We start from the raw sequence: 14647 nt of genomic DNA, 5'->3' as shown, positions 1-14647 counted from the left end.
CGGACCGCCGGGGCAGCGGCAGGTCGGTGAGCGCGCCCTCGGCGACGGGCATCTCCGGCTGTTCCAGCACCGTCGGCGCGATGCCCAGCTCGGCGTGCAGCAGCCGGGCCACGAGCGGCACCCGCGTCGACCCGCCGACCAGGAACAGGCCGGACAGTTGCTCGGGGCGCAGCCCGGCGGCGGCGGTCACCTCCCGGGTCTCCGTCACCGCCCGGGCCAGCAGCGGCGCGGCCAGGCGTTCGAAGTCCTCCCGGGACAGCGGGACCGCCGCCTCCACCCCCGGTACGGCGACCGGCGCCACCATGGCCCGGGACAGCATCTCCTTGGCGCCGCGCACGTTGTCCCAGAGCTGCTGGCGGTCCCGCCGCTCGGCGGTGCCCGCCGGGTCGGTCAGCCGGGCCCACTCGCGCGGGTGGACCGGGCCGACCAGCTCGCCGAGCCGTCCGAGCAGGGCCGCGTCCAGGTCGAGACCGCCGAGGTCGGGGATCCCGCCGGTGGCGACCAGCTGGAAACCGGAGTCGCCCCACGGGTCGGCGCCCTCGTTGCGCAGCACCGCCACGTCGAGCGTGCCGCCGCCGAAGTCGAACACCGCCACCGCACCGCCCACCGGCACCGGCCGGCGCAGCACCTGCGTGAAGTAGCGCGCGGCGGCCACCGGCTCGCGCAGCAGGCGGGTGCCCGGCGCGATCGGCCCGGCCAGCGTGTGCTCGGCCGCCGCCGGCCAGCCGGCGAGTTCCAGCGCGTCGTGCAGCACCTGACGGCGGGCCGGCGTCCAGGCCGCCGGGTGGGTGACCACCGCCGGGGGCAGCATCCCGACCGCCGCCACCGCCGCGTCCGCGACCGCGCGCAGCGTCGCGGCCAGCAGCTCCGCCGGCCGGTACGCCCGCCCGCCCAGCTCCACCGTCTCCTCGTCGACCCGGCGCTTCGGGTTCGGCTCGTAGCCGGCCGGGTCGGCCTGGGCCAGGCGCTGCGCGTCCCGCCCGACGTGCAGGTGACCGTTCGCGTCGGCGTGGACGCCGGACGGCAGGATCGGGTGGCCGTCGACGAGCACCGGCCGGGTCCGCCCGTCCGGCCAGCGCAGCACCGCCACGGTGTTCGAGGTGCCGAGGTCCACGCCGAGGGCGAAACCGTCCTGCTGGCCTGCCATCCGCGGCTACCTCCACCACCCGACGAGGATGTCCGGCCCGCATCGTACGCAGGCCGCGCCGCCGCGCCGCCCACCCGGCCCGGGAATGGACTGGCCGGTACGACCCCCGGCCGCATACCGTCACCGTCATGAAGGTGATCTCCGTCAACGTGGGCCGACCGCAACCGAACCCGTGGAAGGGGATCGGGGCCACCGGCATCGACAAGCGGCCCGTGGACGGTCGCGTCGCCGTCACCGCGCCCGGCCCCAAGGGCACCGGCGACGTCGGGCTCGCCGGTGACCGGGTCTACGACGTCGCCCACCACGGCGGCACCGACCAGGCGGTCTACGCGTACGCGCGGGAGGACCTCGACCACTGGGAGGCCGAGCTGGGCCGCCCGCTCGCCGACGGCAGCTTCGGGGAGAACCTGACCACCACCGGGCTGGACGTCAACGGCGCGCGGATCGGCGAGCGGTGGCGGATCGGGCCGGACCTGGTGCTGGAGGTCTCCTGCCCGCGCATCCCCTGCGGCACGTTCCAGGGGTGGCTGGGCGAACGCGGCTGGATCAAGCGGTTCACCCAGGAGGTACGGCCCGGGGCGTACCTGCGGGTGATCACGCCGGGCAGCGTCGGCGCCGGGGACCCGGTCGAGGTCGTGCACCGGCCCGACCACGACGTGACTGTGGCGCTGGTGTTCCGGGCCACGATGCTGGAGCCGGAGCTGCTGCCCCGGCTGCTGGTCGCTGACGCGCTGCCCGCGGAGGACATGGCGCAGCTCCGCCGCCGCCTGGCCTGACCGGCGGACGGTCAGGGGTGTCCGCCTCCGGCCCGCCGCCGGGCCGCCACCACCAGCCCGGCGGCGAGTACCGTCACTGTCGCGCCGCCGACGATCCACCAGGGGCCGGGAACGTGCCGTGCCGCGACCTGCGTCCGCTCCGCCGAGACGGCGGACGGGGTGGCGGCGAGCGCCGGGGCCGAGATCTCGCGGATCCCGGCGCACAGCCCGGTGGCACCGGCGGACGAGTTCACCCGGTACCGCGCGCCGACGCGGAAGCCGTAGCCGCAACCCTCCTCGCTGCGCGACACCTTCAGGCCGAGCGTGTCCCCGACCCCGGCGCCGCCCTTCTCGACCGACTCGACGGTGATCCGGACCCCGCGGTCGGTCACCTCCGAGACGCTGCCGACGACGATGCTGTCCGCCCGCTCGTCCCGCTCGGCCGTGGACAGGGCGCACGAGCAGGCCCACGCGGGTTCGGCGGGTGACATGACCACGACCAGGCCGAGCGCGGCCAGGGCGACGACGAGCAGGGCACGAAGTCTCATGGCCGCTTCGACGCCGCCGGACACCAGTCGGTTCCGCGCCCGCTTGACGTCGACCGGACTTCAGGTCGGACGCTTGCGGACGTGCTGAACTCCGTACTCGAGGAGGCGTACGAGCGCGTACGCCACACCGGTCCTGAGCGCGACGGGTGGCTGTCCAACCACGTGCCGATGGCGGCGGAGGCCCTGGTGCGCCACGGGCACGAGCGAGCAGTGCACCGCTGGATCGACGCGTACGCCGACCGGCTGGAGGAACGCCCGCGCGGCATCCGGCGCATCGCCGCCGACGAGTGGCGCGACCCGCTCGGCGACCCGGTGCGTACCGGCGACTGGCTCGACCTCTTCGACCGCGAGCTGGCCGGCGACCCGTGGCGCGACGTGCTGGCCCGGTGGTGGCCACGACTGCTGCCGGGCATCGCCGCCGGCGCCACCCACGGCGTCATCCGCGTCGGCCACGCCGTGCGCGCGCTGCTCGACGCCGAGACCGCACCGCGCGTGACCGAACTCGGCCAGGGGCTCGCGTACTGGGCCGCCCGCTGGCAGCCGCTCGCACCGCCCGGCGCCGGGCCGTACCCCGGAACCGACGCCCGGTCCGCGCTCGACGCGGTTCCCCGCGTACCCGACCAGCGGTTCGGCATCCGGTCGCGCCTGGCGCAGCTGGCCGACCTGGACCGGTGGCCGGCCGTCGCGGCGGCCGTGCCCGGCGACGCCGCCGCCGACGTGCCCACCCGGCTCGCCGCTGTCGTCGACGCCGCGGTGGTCCGGCACGGCACGCACGGGTACGCCAGTCCCGTGATGCTCGTGCACGCAGCCACCGCGCCGAACGCCGTGCTGCGCACTCTGCCGGCCCTGCCGCCGGCGCTGTGGCAGCCGAGCCTGGCCGCCGCCTGGGCGGCGACCGCCGCCGTCACCGCCGCCTACACCCCGGCCGAGGCCCGTTCCCGGCCGCCGGCCGCCGGGCCGGAACTCGACGAGGTGATGGCGCGGGCGCTGGACACCGGGGACGCGCACGCGATCAAATTCATCGACACCCTGAGCGATGCGTACGCCCGCAGCGGCGACCCGGCCCTGCTCGCCGTCGCCACCCGATCCGTCGAGCAGATCGCCGCGGACTGAACACGTGGAGGGCCGATGACACCCGCCGACGAAGCATTCCTGCGCCGCGCCGTGGAACTCGCCGACCGGGCCGGCGCGTCCGGCGAACGGCCGTTCGCGTCGCTGCTCGTCGGCGCGGACGGCACGGTCCTGATCGAGGACCACAACACGGTGGTCTCCGACCGGGACGTCACCGCCCACCCGGAGCTGAAACTGGCCCGCTGGGCCGCCCGGCAGCTCGCCCCCGAGGCCGCGGTCGCCACCACCATGTACACCAGTTGCCAGCCCTGCCCGATGTGCACCGTGGCGATCAACGCATCAGGCCTCGGCCGGGTCGTGTACGCGCTGTCCACCGAGCAGTTCGAGCAGGTCAAACCGGCCACGCCCGCGCCGCGCCCGGTGCGGTACGACGGGCCGGCGCTGTTCGACGAGGCACGCCGGCCGATCGAGGACCACTACTAGGCACCCGGGCGACGGTGGACGCGCCACGGCGGAGCACCGGGTCGAGCGGCGCGGTGGCCTCCGGCGTCGCTACATCGCCGTACGGTGGCCGCCTCTGCTGCGAGGAAGCGGCTGGGCCGAGATGTGGAGATGGTGAAACCGTGATCGCACCGGAATCGGCGCGGCAGATCGCCGAAGAGTTCCTGGACACCGAGATCCGATACCGCTTCCCCCATCCGGTCGTCATCATGGACGACGCCGTGAAGGAACTCGACGACGTGTACGTGTTCCCCTACGACGGGAAGGCGTACCTCGAATCCGGCGACTGGCGCGAGGCGATGGCCGGCAACTCTCCGGTCGCGGTGGACAAGCGAACGGGCGAAGCCCGCTTCTCTGCCTGAACGCGGAGATCGCCTGCCCACGCACCGGGTGCCGGCACCGTCGTCACGCGGGGCACCGCGGACGGTGCGCGACGCCTACGCTGTGCCGCACGGCGACAGGGGGTGGGCCGGTGGGGCGTCGGCCGGGGTACGTCGCGATGGCGCTGCTCGGCGCGCTGCTGTTCGGTACGGCCGGCCTGGCCCTCGGGTCCTGGTACGGCGGCCGGGGCGCCGAGCCGCTGAGCGCCGAGGCAATTCGGAGCGCGCCCGGCGAACTGCTTCCCGGTGTCGAGCCGAGCGGCGCGACGACAGTGCAGGGCTACCGGTGCGGCGTCTGGCTGGCCGCCGACGACGTCGGCGGGAGCCGGATCGAGTTCCAGTACGGCGACGGCGTCGACTGCGCGCTGTCCGAGCTGATGCGGCGGGCCGCCGAGACGCGCGGATGGCGGGAAATCCGTCGGGTGCCGGGCGCCTCGTGCGACGGCTGGCGGGCCGAGCGAGACGGGATGACGGTCACGCTCACCCATCCGGCGCACGGGTCGAGGCTGAGCATCACGCAGTCCGCCCCCGGAGGATTCCGCGCCGCCACGATCACCGGCACCCTGCTCGGCGCCGTCGCCGGTGCGGTGCTGTTCCGGGTGGTGGCGCGGAGTCGTCGGCCCGTACCCCTGCTGGTCGGCACCCTGGTGACCGTCGCCCTGTTCCCGGGGGCCGCCCTCACCTGGACGGATCTGGCCGCGAATCGGCTCGCCGAGCCGGTGTGGCCCGTCTGGCGGGGGCTCGCTCCCGTGCTGGTGCCGCTCTGGCTCGTGCTCCTTCTGATCGGCGTGATCGTCCTTGCGAAGCGACGGGATCCGGCAGTGCCCGTCACCGATCCGGTCGCTACTGGTCATGCGGGCTGATCAGTGGATGCCCGACTCGTCGTACGGCACGCAGTTGCAGAGGGTGTTCGCACGCCCGCGGACGACCGCGAACACCGGCCGGGACAGCACTACGTCGCCCGCCCGCTGGACGCGCATGGGGCTCCTATGAAGCGCCGCCGTCGGTTCCTGGCCGCCGCGCTGGCTGTCATGCTGTGCACCGGCTATCTGGTGAGCACCCTGGGTCACCGCCTTGACCACGGCAGCTCGTGGTGGCACGGCGCCGACGCGGCGTCTCGCACGGAAGGGTCGACGACCGAAGTGCGCTTCGCCTTCAGCCCCGGCGGGCAGATCACCTTCGGTGTGTCCATCCGCAATCCCGGGCCGTGGCCCGTCACGATCACGGGGGTCGCGGTCGACGACGGTCCTGCCGACCGGCACGTGTTCAAGGTCGCTCGACTGACAGCGGGCAGTCCTGTCGGCGAGCCCGCTGCTCTCGTGTTCGACCCGGCTACGGCGTCACCCCTCCGGTCGGCCGAAGTAGGACCGGGAAGGGAACTGCCGGTCTTCGTGACGATCACGATTCCGGACGTCGAGCAGGCGCCCGGGGGAGGACTCGTCTTCGACGACCTCGCGATCGGCTACGACGTGCTCGGCCTGCCTCGCCACCAGCGGGTGCCGATGGGTTTCCGCTTGTTCGTCCATTCGCCGCGCGGCTACGTTCCCGGCGAAGACCGGAAGCGGCCCGGGAACTAGAAAAGAGGTGCTCTGGTGGCATCATCGATCCGTGCCTGTGATCGAAGTTGTCCTCGGTGACATCACCCGAGAGGACGTCGATGCCGTCGTTACCGCTGCGAATGAGTCGCTGCTGGGTGGCGGCGGTGTGGACGGGGCGATCCATCGTGCAGCCGGACCGCGGCTGGCCCGGGCGGGTGCCGCGCTGGCACCGTGCGATCCGGGCGAGGCGGTCGCCACGCCGGCGTTCGATCTGGACCCACCGGTACGCCATGTCATTCACACCGTCGGCCCGGTGTGGGAAGGCGGCGGCTACGGTGAGGCCGACGTCCTGGCGTCGTGCTACCGGCGCAGCCTTGAGATTGCCGATGAGCTCGCCGCTCGCCGCGTCGCCTTCCCCGCCATCGCTACTGGTGTCTACGGGTTTCCGGGCGACCAGGCAGCGGAGATCGCAATCTCGACCATCAGAGCGACACCGACGAACGTCGAGCACGTCCGCCTGGTCGCCTTCGACCAGGCCACGTACGAACTGCTGGCTTCGGCGCTCCAGCGGTCCGGCCGTTGAGTTCGTGAGGCGGATCCTCGCCGACGGCCAGAGCAGCTGACGGCCGCGGATGACCCGAGCGGGGGAGTCGCCGACCGGCTCAGGCTCGGGGGATGCATCCTCTGACCGGGGCCGGAGGTCGTGGAGCGGGCGACGGGAATCGAACCCGCGTAGTCAGTTTGGAAGACTGAAGCTCTACCATTGAGCTACGCCCGCGAGCACCCCACCACCGCGGGGTGCGCCGACAGCGTACCCAATCGTGGCGGAGGCCGCGCAGCGTGTACCCCGGCCGCGCCCCCGAACGCCGCCATACCGCGCACGCCGCGCCCCGGTCACCCGCGCGGGTGGCGGGACGGCATACACTCTTCGTCGCCACCGGGGTGTGGCGCAGCTTGGTAGCGCACTCGCTTTGGGAGCGAGGGGCCGTGGGTTCAAATCCCGCCACCCCGACTGTCGTTCGCGACCGGATCGTCCCGGGAACCGCCGGTTTTTTCCGCGCGGTGCCCGGGCCCTGCCGATGCCGTCGGCCGGCTCGCCTACACTCGATGCGCGCAATCACGCCCCAGAACCAACACCCAGATCCGTCAAGGAGTACGCCTGTGAAGAGCACCGTCGAGACTCTGAGCCCGACGCGCGTGCGGCTCGCCATCGAGGTGCCGTTCGTCGAGCTCGAGCCGAGCCTCAAGAAGGCGTACCGGGAGATCGGCCAGCAGGTCCAGGTTCCCGGCTTCCGCCGGGGCAAGATCCCCGCTGCCGTCATCGACCAGCGGGTCGGCCGGGGCACCGTGCTCAACGAGGCGGTGCAGGAGGCGATCCCGCAGAACATCCTCGCCGCGGTCCGGGAGCACGACCTGAAGACGCTCGGCCGTCCCGAGGTCGAGATCACCGAGTTCGCCGACGGCGACTCGCTCAACTTCACCGCCGAGGTGGACGTCCGGCCGGAGATCATCCTGCCGGACCCGGCCACCATCGAGGTGACCGTCGACGAGATCGAGATCGCCGACAGCGAGATCGACGAGCAGATCAACAGCCTGCGCGAGCGGTTCGCCACGCTGAAGACCGTCGAGCGGGCCGCCCAGGAGGGCGACTTCGTGCAGATCGACCTGAACGCCACGGTCGACGGCGAGGAGGTCCCGGGCGGTTCGGCGAGCAACATCTCGCACGAGGTGGGCAGCAAGCAGCTCCTGCCGGGTCTGGACGAGGCGCTGGTCGGCCTGGCCGCCGGCGACAGCACCACCTTCACCACGCAGCTCGTCGGCGGCGACTACGCCGGCCGTGACGCCGACGTGGCGGTGACCGTCCGCACGGTCAAGGAGAAGGAGCTCCCCGAGCTCAACGACGACTTCGCGCAGATGGCCAGCGAGTTCGACACCATCGACGAGCTGCGCGGCGACCTGCGGGAGCGGGTCACCCGGGGCAAGCAGGTCGAGCAGATCTACGCCGCCCGCGACAAGGCCCTGGAGCAGATGGTGGCCGCCGCCGAGGTGCCGGCGCCCGAGGGCGTCGTCAAGGAGGAGGTCGAGAGCCGCAAGGCCGCGATGGTCGACCAGCTCGAGCGCATCGGCGCCTCCCTGGAGGAATACCTCGCGGCGGAGGAGAAGACCGAGGAGCAGATCGACACCGAGCTGACCGAGGCGGCGACCGACGGCGTCAAGATCCAGCTTCTGCTGGACACGCTGGCCGACGCCGAGGACGTGCAGGTCTCCGACGACGAGTTCGGTCACGAGATCGTGCACCGCGCGCAGCGCGCCGGCATGGCCCCGCAGCAGTACTACGACCAGCTGGTCCGCTCCGGCGCCGCCGCGGCCGTCTTCGGCGACGTCCGCCGGGGCAAGGCGCTCGCCGCGGTGATGGAGAAGATCAAGATCAAGGACGCGGCGGGCAACGAGGTCTCGCTCGACGCGCTGCGGGCCCAGAACGAGGCCGAGCACGACCACCAGCACTGATCATCGGGGGTTTCGGCCGCCGTCCCGCGCTGCGCGCCGGGAGGCGGCCGAAACCCTTTCCGGGGTACGCCGTGCGGGTGACTGCGCTGAGAGCGAACAGTGCCCCGACCGGGAGTACGCCTCCCGGCTGAGCGGTTAGTGTCGGGTAGGACGGTACGGAGAGCGAAGGGCTGCCATGACCGACATGCACATCCCCAAGAAGTCGCTCCGGGTGAACGAGGCCCGCGGTGGCGACTCCATTGGCAACCTCGACGACTCGGTCTACAACCGGTTGCTCAAGGAACGGATCATCTTCCTGGGCAGTGAGGTGAACGACCAGGTGGCCAACCGCATCTGCGCGCAGCTCCTGCTGCTCGCGGCGGAGGACCCGGACCGCGACATCTTCCTCTGGATCAACTCGCCGGGTGGCTCGGTCTACTCCGGCATGGCGATCTACGACACCATGCAGTACATCGACAACGACGTCTCGACCGTGGCGATGGGCATGGCCGCGTCCATGGGCCAGCTGCTGCTCTGCGCGGGCACCAAGGGCAAGCGGTACGCCCTGCCGCACGCGCGGATCATGATGCACCAGCCCTCGGGCGGTCTCGGCGGCACCGCGTCGGACATCGCGATCCAGGCCGAGCAGATGCTCTACACCAAGCGGATGTTCCAGGAGCGGGTCGCGTTCCACACCGGCCAGTCCCAGGAGCAGATCGAGGCGGACTCGGACCGTGACCGCTGGTTCACCGCCCAGGAGGCCATGGACTACGGCTTCATCGACAAGGTGATCATCGGGGCCGCGCAGGTTCCGGATGGCGCCGGGACCCTGAGCTGACCGAGGAGCTGACGATGACCGACCTGAGCCTGCCGCCCCAGTTCGCGGCCGTGCACAACCGCTACGTCCTGCCGTCGTTCGTCGAGCGCACGTCGTACGGGATGAAGGAGTCCAACCCGTACAACAAGCTCTTCGAGGACCGGATCATCTTCCTCGGCGTGCAGGTGGACGACGCGTCGGCCAACGACGTGATGGCCCAGCTGCTGACGCTGGAGGGCACCGACCCGGACCGCGACATCATCATGTACATCAACTCGCCCGGTGGCTCCTTCACCGCCATGACGGCGATCTACGACACCATGCAGTACGTCCGCCCGGACATCCAGACCGTCTGCCTCGGGCAGGCGGCCAGCGCGGCGGCGGTGTTGCTCTCCGCGGGCACCCCGGGCAAGCGGATGGCGCTGCCCAACTCCCGGATCATCATCCACCAGCCGGCCACCGAGGGTGGCTACGGTCAGGGCTCGGACATCGAGATCCAGGCGCGGGAGATCCTGCGGATGCGGACGCAGCTGGAGGACATGCTCTCCCGGCACTGCAACCGCCCGATCGAGCAGGTTCGCAAGGACATCGACCGTGACAAGATCATGACGGCCGAGGAGTCCAAGGAGTACGGGCTGGTCGACACGATCCTGACCAGCCGCAAGAAGGGTCTGCTGGCGTCGCACGCGGCGGGCTGAGCAACGTGTGGTCGGAGGTCGGTCGGGGTATCGTTCCCGGTCGACCTCTGACACACCCGTTTTGGGGGTCGGAGAAAACCCGGCCACCGGGTAACGTCGGGTCTGTACCGCTCCGCGGTCGGATCAGGTGAAGCCGACAGCATGGTGGGACGACAGGACGGACGGGCGCTCCGGCGCTCGCAGGTCAGGGCCGGCGTTCCGGCCGACGAGTGCAGGGAGAACGTAGGTGGCACGGATCGGTGACGGCGGCGACCTACTCAAGTGCTCCTTCTGTGGCAAGTCGCAGAAGCAGGTCAAGAAGCTCATCGCGGGCCCAGGTGTCTACATCTGCGACGAGTGCATCGATCTCTGCAACGAGATCATCGAAGAGGAGCTGGCCGAGTCCGGCGAGGTGAAGTGGGAAGAGCTTCCCAAGCCGATGGAGATCTGCCAGTTCCTCGACAACTACGTCGTCGGTCAGGAGCAGGCCAAGAAGGCGCTCGCCGTCGCGGTCTACAACCACTACAAGCGGATCCAGGCCGAGGCGGCCGGCGCGCCGGGCTCAGGCACCGACGGCGTCGAGCTGGCCAAGTCCAACATCCTGCTGCTCGGCCCGACCGGCTGCGGCAAGACGCACCTGGCGCAGACGCTCGCCCGGATGCTCAACGTCCCGTTCGCCATCGCCGACGCCACCGCGCTCACCGAGGCGGGCTATGTCGGTGAGGACGTCGAGAACATCCTGCTGAAGCTCATCCAGGCGGCCGACTACGACATCAAGCGCGCCGAGACCGGCATCATCTACATCGACGAGGTCGACAAGATCGCCCGCAAGTCGGAGAACCCGTCGATCACCCGCGACGTGTCCGGCGAGGGCGTGCAGCAGGCGCTGCTGAAGATGCTGGAGGGCACTGTCGCCAACGTGCCGCCGCAGGGCGGGCGCAAGCACCCGCACCAGGAGTTCATCCAGATCGACACCACGAACGTGCTGTTCATCTGCGGTGGCGCGTTCGCCGGGCTCGACCAGATCATCGAGGCCCGCACCGGCTCCGGCGGCACCGGCTTCGGCGCCCGGCTCCGGTCGGTCTCCGAGCGGTCGACGGACGACATCTTCAGCCAGGTCATGCCGGAGGACATGCTGAAGTTCGGGCTGATCCCCGAGTTCATCGGCCGGCTGCCGGTGATCACCAACGTGCGCAGCCTCGACCGCAGCGCCCTGGTGCGGATCCTGACCGAGCCGCGCAACGCGCTGGTCCGGCAGTACCAGCGCCTGTTCGAGCTGGACGGCGTCGAGCTGGAGTTCGAGCCGCCCGCGCTGGAGGCCATCGCCGACCAGGCCATGCTCCGCGGCACCGGTGCCCGCGGCCTGCGGGCGATCATGGAAGAGGTGCTCCTCTCCGTGATGTACGAGGTGCCGAGCAACCCCGACGCCGCCCGGGTGCTGATCACCCGTGAGGTCGTCCTGGAGAACGTCAACCCGACGATCGTGCCGCGCGAGTTCACCGGCCGGCGCCGGCGGGACCGCGAGGAGAAGTCGGCCTGACCGCCGTCGCGACCGCGCCCGGGTCAGCTCGGGCGCGGTCCGCGTGAGCGGGTCCGCCGATCCCACTCGCCCGACGGGGTGACCACCACCATCATCAGGCGCACCGGTTCGTCACCGGCCGTGCGGTAGCCGTGCTCCCGGTCGGCGTGGAACTCGACCGTCTCGCCGGCTCGTACCTCGTGGTCGACGCCGTCGACTGTGACGGTGGCGGCGCCGTCGAGCACGTGCAGGATCTCCCGGGTGCCGTGGGCGTGGTCGGGGGATTGCAACGCCTCCCCGGCTTCCATCCGCCAGTCCCACAGCTCGACCAGATCGGGTTCGCCGAGCCCACTGAGCAGACGAGCCAGGCCACCGTGCGGGCCGCGCCACAGCACCGGCGCCTCGTCCGCAGCGCTGACCCGTACCGTGCTCTGTTCGGCCGGCTCCAGCAGCCGGGCGATGCTGACGCCGAACGCGTCGGCGACCCGGCAGAGCGTGCCGATGCTCGGGTTTGTCCTGGCCCCCTCGATCTGCACCAGCATGCCCTTGCTGACCCCGGACCGGCCGGCCAGTTCCTCGAACGACCAGCCGCGCGCGGCTCGTAGCTCACGTACCTGACGGGCGACCGCTGAGGTCACCGCGCCGACCCGTCCGCTTGCGTCGGTCATCACACTGTCCTTCACGGTCACTATTGTGGTACGACTGCTGAGTGCTACCCATTGTCCTCGCCGCCGTGTCCGCGCTCGCCTTCGGCACCGCCGACTTCGCCGGCGGCAAGGCGTCCCGGCGCGCCGACCCGATCGCCGTGACAGTGGTGTCGCAGATCCTCAGCGTCCCGCTGCTGCTCGTACTCGTCCTCGTGGTGCCCGGCTCGCCGAGCCCGCTCGACCTGGGGTGGGGACTGCTGGCCGGCGTAGCGGGCGCGGGTGGCGTCATGCTGCTCTACCGCGCGCTCGCCACCGGCGTGATGGCTGTCGTCGCCCCGGTCACCGCGATCACCGCGGCGATCGTGCCGATCGTCGCCGGTCTGGTCCTCGCACACTCCCCGGGCGCCGTCGCGCTCGGCGGCGCCGGGCTCGCCGTGGTCGCCATCGGCCTGGTCAGCCTGGGGGAGCGCGGTTCCGCGCGCCGCGTCTCCGGCCGTGTGCTCGGCATGGCGCTGGCCGCCGGGCTGCTCTTCGGCATCTTCTTCGCGCTGCTCGGCCAGGCCGACGAGGCCGCCGGCATGTGGCCGGTTCTGGCGGTACGCGTCAGCTCGATCGCGTTCGGCCTCGCGCTCGCCGTCCGCACCGGCGCACGACTGTGCCTGGGGCGGCGGGTCCTCGGCTGGACCGCGGCGGCCGGCCTGCTCGACTCCGCCGCGAACGCGCTCTTCCTCGCCGCGGCGGGCCGGGGACACCTGAGCGTGGTGGCCGCCATCGCCTCGCTCTACCCGGCGAGCACGGTCCTGCTCGCGCTCGCCGTCGACCGGGAACGACTCCGGCCGGCACAGGTCGCGGGGCTGGGCTTCGCCGCGGCAGCGCTCGTCCTCTCCAGCGTCTGAGCCCTGTCGCAGGCCTGCTTCCGCCCGTACCCTCTCCTCATGCGCGTCGCCGTCTGCCAGCTCAACGCCCGCGACGACCGGGCGGCGAACCTCGCCGCCGCCGAGGCCCTGCTGGTCAGGGCCGCGGCGGCCGGCGCGGATCTCGCCCTGCTTCCGGAGTACGTCGACTACCTCGGTCACGCCGACCGGATGCCGCCGGCCGAGCCGGTCGACGGCACGGTGGGGCGGTTCTTCGCGGAGGCCGCCCGCAGGCTGGGTATGTGGGTGATCGCCGGCTCGTTCCACGAGGCCGGTCCGGACCCGGCGCACACCTGGAACACCTCCCTGGTCTTCGACCGCGAGGGCGTGCTCGCCGCCGCGTACCGGAAGATCCATCTGTACGACGTGGAGATCCCCGGTCGCGTCTCCTACCTGGAGTCGGCAACCGTCGCACCCGGCGAGAAGCCGGTGGTGGTCGACGTCGAGGGCCTCCGGGTGGGCCTGTCCATCTGTTACGACCTGCGGTTCCCGGAGTTGTACCGGCAGCTCGCCACCGACGGCGGCGCCGAGCTGCTCGTCGTGCCGGCGGCGTTCATGATGCACACCGGGCGGGACCACTGGGAGGTGCTGCTGCGGGCCCGGGCGATCGAGAACCAGTGCTTCGTGGCGGCGGCGGGCCAGACAGGCGACCACGACCCGGGCCGGACCTGCTTCGGACGCAGCATGGTGGTCGACCCGTGGGGGACGGTGCTGAGCCAGGTCGCCGACGGTCCGGGGCTGGCCGTCGCCGAGATCGACCTGGAGCGGCTGCGGAAGATCCGCAGCGAGCTGCCCAGCCTCGCCAACCGCCGGCTCTGACCGCGGTCAGCTACCGAACAGCAGGCCCAGCGCGGCGATACCGGCGATCGCCGCTGCCGTGATCAGCAGGGCGGTGGTCATCCGGGAGGGGCCGCGCCGGGCCAGGCGTCTGACCGACAGCAGCAGTACGGCGAGCACGACGGCCCCGATCACCAACTGCCAGAACGGCAGCAGGAGGCCGAGCAGAGCGTCCTCGGCGACGGCCGGGACCGGGGACGGATCATCCATGCCGACCACTCTGGCACAGCGTCGCTGTTGGCGTCCCCCTTCGGCACCGGCCTTCCGCGGGCCGGCGCGCTCGCCCCAATGACGATCATTGATTTGCCTTCCGAGGCGGGTCCGCGTAACTTTCTCTCTGCACGAGGGAGGCCGGGCAAACCGGCCGAGAACGGGCACCAGGCTGGTGGCGGTGACGCCGAGCCAGACTGAGATTCGGGCGGTGCTCGACACTCCGGGACACGGAGTTGCGAATGCGAAGCCGACCGGGTAGAGTTCGGAAGCCGGCAGGGAGCCGGGCGGGTGGTCGCGAGAGCGACGCCGGCCGGTCCGCCGAAACCCACGAGAGCAACGACCACCGGAAACGGTGAGCGTAAGCGTGGGTCTGGTCGAACCAAGTTGATCACCTCGAACACGAGGTTGACGACGGAGGCAAGACCGAGTAGGTTAGAGGGGTTGCCCCAAACGGGGGTTCCGCTGAGGCGGGGCTTCTGGTTGGTGTGTGGTTGTTCTTTGAGAACTCAACAGGGTGCTTGTAAAGCCAGTGCCAATTGTTTTATACCCCGGACTGGTGGCCATTCTTTTGGGAGTGGTTGCTGGTTGGGATTCCT

The 14647-nt window shown here is 71.5% G+C and carries 17 protein-coding genes and 2 tRNA genes; 14 read left to right on the top strand and 5 right to left on the bottom strand.

From position 1 onward, the window contains the following. On the bottom strand, positions 1–1147 hold a 1147-nt coding region (locus F8279_RS25880), incomplete at its 3' end, for an Hsp70 family protein (protein ID WP_151501322.1). A 128-nt stretch (positions 1148–1275) separates the two neighbouring features. Between F8279_RS25880 and F8279_RS25875 the strand changes: the two genes are divergently transcribed. Continuing rightward, on the top strand, positions 1276–1923 hold the full coding sequence (locus F8279_RS25875) for an MOSC domain-containing protein (RefSeq protein WP_091423186.1): 648 nt from the start codon (positions 1276–1278) through the stop codon (positions 1921–1923). A gap of 11 nt (positions 1924–1934) precedes the next feature. Here F8279_RS25875 and F8279_RS25870 read toward each other — a convergent pair whose 3' ends face one another. After that, entirely contained in the window at positions 1935–2450 is a 516-nt protein-coding gene (locus F8279_RS25870; RefSeq protein ID WP_151501321.1) for a hypothetical protein, read from the bottom strand. Between the two features lie 81 nt (positions 2451–2531). Here F8279_RS25870 and F8279_RS25865 point away from each other — a divergent pair, with 81 nt between their 5' ends. The 6 genes from F8279_RS25865 to F8279_RS25840 all read left to right on the top strand — a co-directional run bounded on the left by F8279_RS25865 (position 2532) and on the right by F8279_RS25840 (position 6523). After that, complete coding sequence (locus F8279_RS25865; protein ID WP_151501320.1) at positions 2532–3563, top strand: questin oxidase family protein; 1032 nt, start codon at positions 2532–2534, stop codon at positions 3561–3563. A 15-nt stretch (positions 3564–3578) separates the two neighbouring features. After that, positions 3579–4004: a nucleoside deaminase gene (locus tag F8279_RS25860; protein ID WP_151501319.1), complete on the top strand. Its 426-nt coding sequence runs from the start codon at positions 3579–3581 to the stop codon at positions 4002–4004. 140 nt (positions 4005–4144) lie between these two features. Further along, the gene (locus tag F8279_RS25855) at positions 4145–4384 is read left to right on the top strand and encodes a YrhB domain-containing protein (RefSeq protein WP_192580769.1); all 240 of its coding nucleotides are present in this window, start codon (positions 4145–4147) and stop codon (positions 4382–4384) included. A 110-nt stretch (positions 4385–4494) separates the two neighbouring features. Further along, complete coding sequence (locus F8279_RS25850; RefSeq protein ID WP_151501317.1) at positions 4495–5265, top strand: hypothetical protein; 771 nt, start codon at positions 4495–4497, stop codon at positions 5263–5265. A gap of 126 nt (positions 5266–5391) precedes the next feature. Beyond that, positions 5392–5979 carry a hypothetical protein gene (locus F8279_RS25845; RefSeq protein WP_091423199.1) on the top strand — a complete coding sequence of 196 codons (588 nt, stop codon included), beginning with the start codon at positions 5392–5394 and terminating at the stop codon, positions 5977–5979. Between the two features lie 37 nt (positions 5980–6016). Further along, on the top strand, positions 6017–6523 hold the full coding sequence (locus tag F8279_RS25840) for an O-acetyl-ADP-ribose deacetylase (protein WP_091423203.1): 507 nt from the start codon (positions 6017–6019) through the stop codon (positions 6521–6523). A gap of 121 nt (positions 6524–6644) precedes the next feature. Here the strand turns inward: F8279_RS25840 and F8279_RS25835 are convergent. Next, positions 6645–6718: transfer RNA gene (locus F8279_RS25835), tRNA-Gly, on the bottom strand. Positions 6719–6878: 160 nt separating this feature from the next. Between F8279_RS25835 and F8279_RS25830 the strand changes: the two genes are divergently transcribed. The 5 genes from F8279_RS25830 to clpX all read left to right on the top strand — a co-directional run bounded on the left by F8279_RS25830 (position 6879) and on the right by clpX (position 11461). Beyond that, positions 6879–6952: transfer RNA gene (locus tag F8279_RS25830), tRNA-Pro, on the top strand. A gap of 149 nt (positions 6953–7101) precedes the next feature. Then, entirely contained in the window at positions 7102–8448 is a 1347-nt protein-coding gene (gene tig, locus F8279_RS25825) for a trigger factor (protein WP_192580768.1), read from the top strand. A gap of 175 nt (positions 8449–8623) precedes the next feature. Beyond that, a complete protein-coding gene (locus F8279_RS25820) occupies positions 8624–9265 on the top strand; it encodes an ATP-dependent Clp protease proteolytic subunit (protein ID WP_018786886.1) in 642 nt (213 codons plus the stop codon). 14 nt (positions 9266–9279) lie between these two features. Further along, a complete protein-coding gene (locus F8279_RS25815) occupies positions 9280–9942 on the top strand; it encodes an ATP-dependent Clp protease proteolytic subunit (RefSeq protein ID WP_013288034.1) in 663 nt (220 codons plus the stop codon). Between the two features lie 226 nt (positions 9943–10168). Beyond that, on the top strand, positions 10169–11461 hold the full coding sequence (gene clpX, locus F8279_RS25810) for an ATP-dependent Clp protease ATP-binding subunit ClpX (protein WP_091423211.1): 1293 nt from the start codon (positions 10169–10171) through the stop codon (positions 11459–11461). A 23-nt stretch (positions 11462–11484) separates the two neighbouring features. Here clpX and F8279_RS25805 read toward each other — a convergent pair whose 3' ends face one another. Next, entirely contained in the window at positions 11485–12108 is a 624-nt protein-coding gene (locus F8279_RS25805) for a helix-turn-helix domain-containing protein (protein WP_151501315.1), read from the bottom strand. Positions 12109–12149: 41 nt separating this feature from the next. Between F8279_RS25805 and F8279_RS25800 the strand changes: the two genes are divergently transcribed. After that, positions 12150–12983 (top strand): EamA family transporter, encoded by an 834-nt coding sequence (locus F8279_RS25800; RefSeq protein WP_151501314.1) that lies wholly within the window; start codon positions 12150–12152, stop codon positions 12981–12983. Between the two features lie 39 nt (positions 12984–13022). Continuing rightward, positions 13023–13820: a carbon-nitrogen hydrolase family protein gene (locus F8279_RS25795; RefSeq protein WP_151501313.1), complete on the top strand. Its 798-nt coding sequence runs from the start codon at positions 13023–13025 to the stop codon at positions 13818–13820. Positions 13821–13826: 6 nt separating this feature from the next. Here the strand turns inward: F8279_RS25795 and F8279_RS25790 are convergent, their stop codons facing one another. Further along, positions 13827–14048: a hypothetical protein gene (locus F8279_RS25790; RefSeq protein ID WP_091423357.1), complete on the bottom strand. Its 222-nt coding sequence runs from the start codon at positions 14046–14048 to the stop codon at positions 13827–13829. Positions 14049–14647 lie beyond the last annotated feature (599 nt).

The organism is Micromonospora sp. AMSO1212t (assembly GCF_008868145.1).
Lineage (GTDB): Bacteria > Actinomycetota > Actinomycetes > Mycobacteriales > Micromonosporaceae > Micromonospora > Micromonospora tulbaghiae.
Note: the sequence above shows the minus strand (reverse complement) of the source record. Positions and strands in the feature narration are given on the sequence as shown.

Bases quoted from the DNA above. Each gene is read 5' to 3' on its own strand.
- F8279_RS25815 (WP_013288034.1), top strand. From the start codon at position 9,280: ATGACCGACCTGAGCCTGCCGCCCCAGTTCGCGGCCGTGCACAACCGC.
- F8279_RS25820 (WP_018786886.1), top strand. From the start codon at position 8,624: ATGACCGACATGCACATCCCCAAGAAGTCGCTCCGGGTGAACGAGGCC.
- F8279_RS25875 (WP_091423186.1), top strand. From the start codon at position 1,276: ATGAAGGTGATCTCCGTCAACGTGGGCCGACCGCAACCGAACCCGTGG.
- F8279_RS25860 (WP_151501319.1), top strand. From the start codon at position 3,579: ATGACACCCGCCGACGAAGCATTCCTGCGCCGCGCCGTGGAACTCGCC.
- F8279_RS25795 (WP_151501313.1), top strand. From the start codon at position 13,023: ATGCGCGTCGCCGTCTGCCAGCTCAACGCCCGCGACGACCGGGCGGCG.
- F8279_RS25845 (WP_091423199.1), top strand. From the start codon at position 5,392: ATGAAGCGCCGCCGTCGGTTCCTGGCCGCCGCGCTGGCTGTCATGCTG.
- F8279_RS25790 (WP_091423357.1), bottom strand. From the start codon at position 14,048: ATGGATGATCCGTCCCCGGTCCCGGCCGTCGCCGAGGACGCTCTGCTC.
- F8279_RS25870 (WP_151501321.1), bottom strand. From the start codon at position 2,450: ATGAGACTTCGTGCCCTGCTCGTCGTCGCCCTGGCCGCGCTCGGCCTG.
- F8279_RS25805 (WP_151501315.1), bottom strand. From the start codon at position 12,108: ATGACCGACGCAAGCGGACGGGTCGGCGCGGTGACCTCAGCGGTCGCC.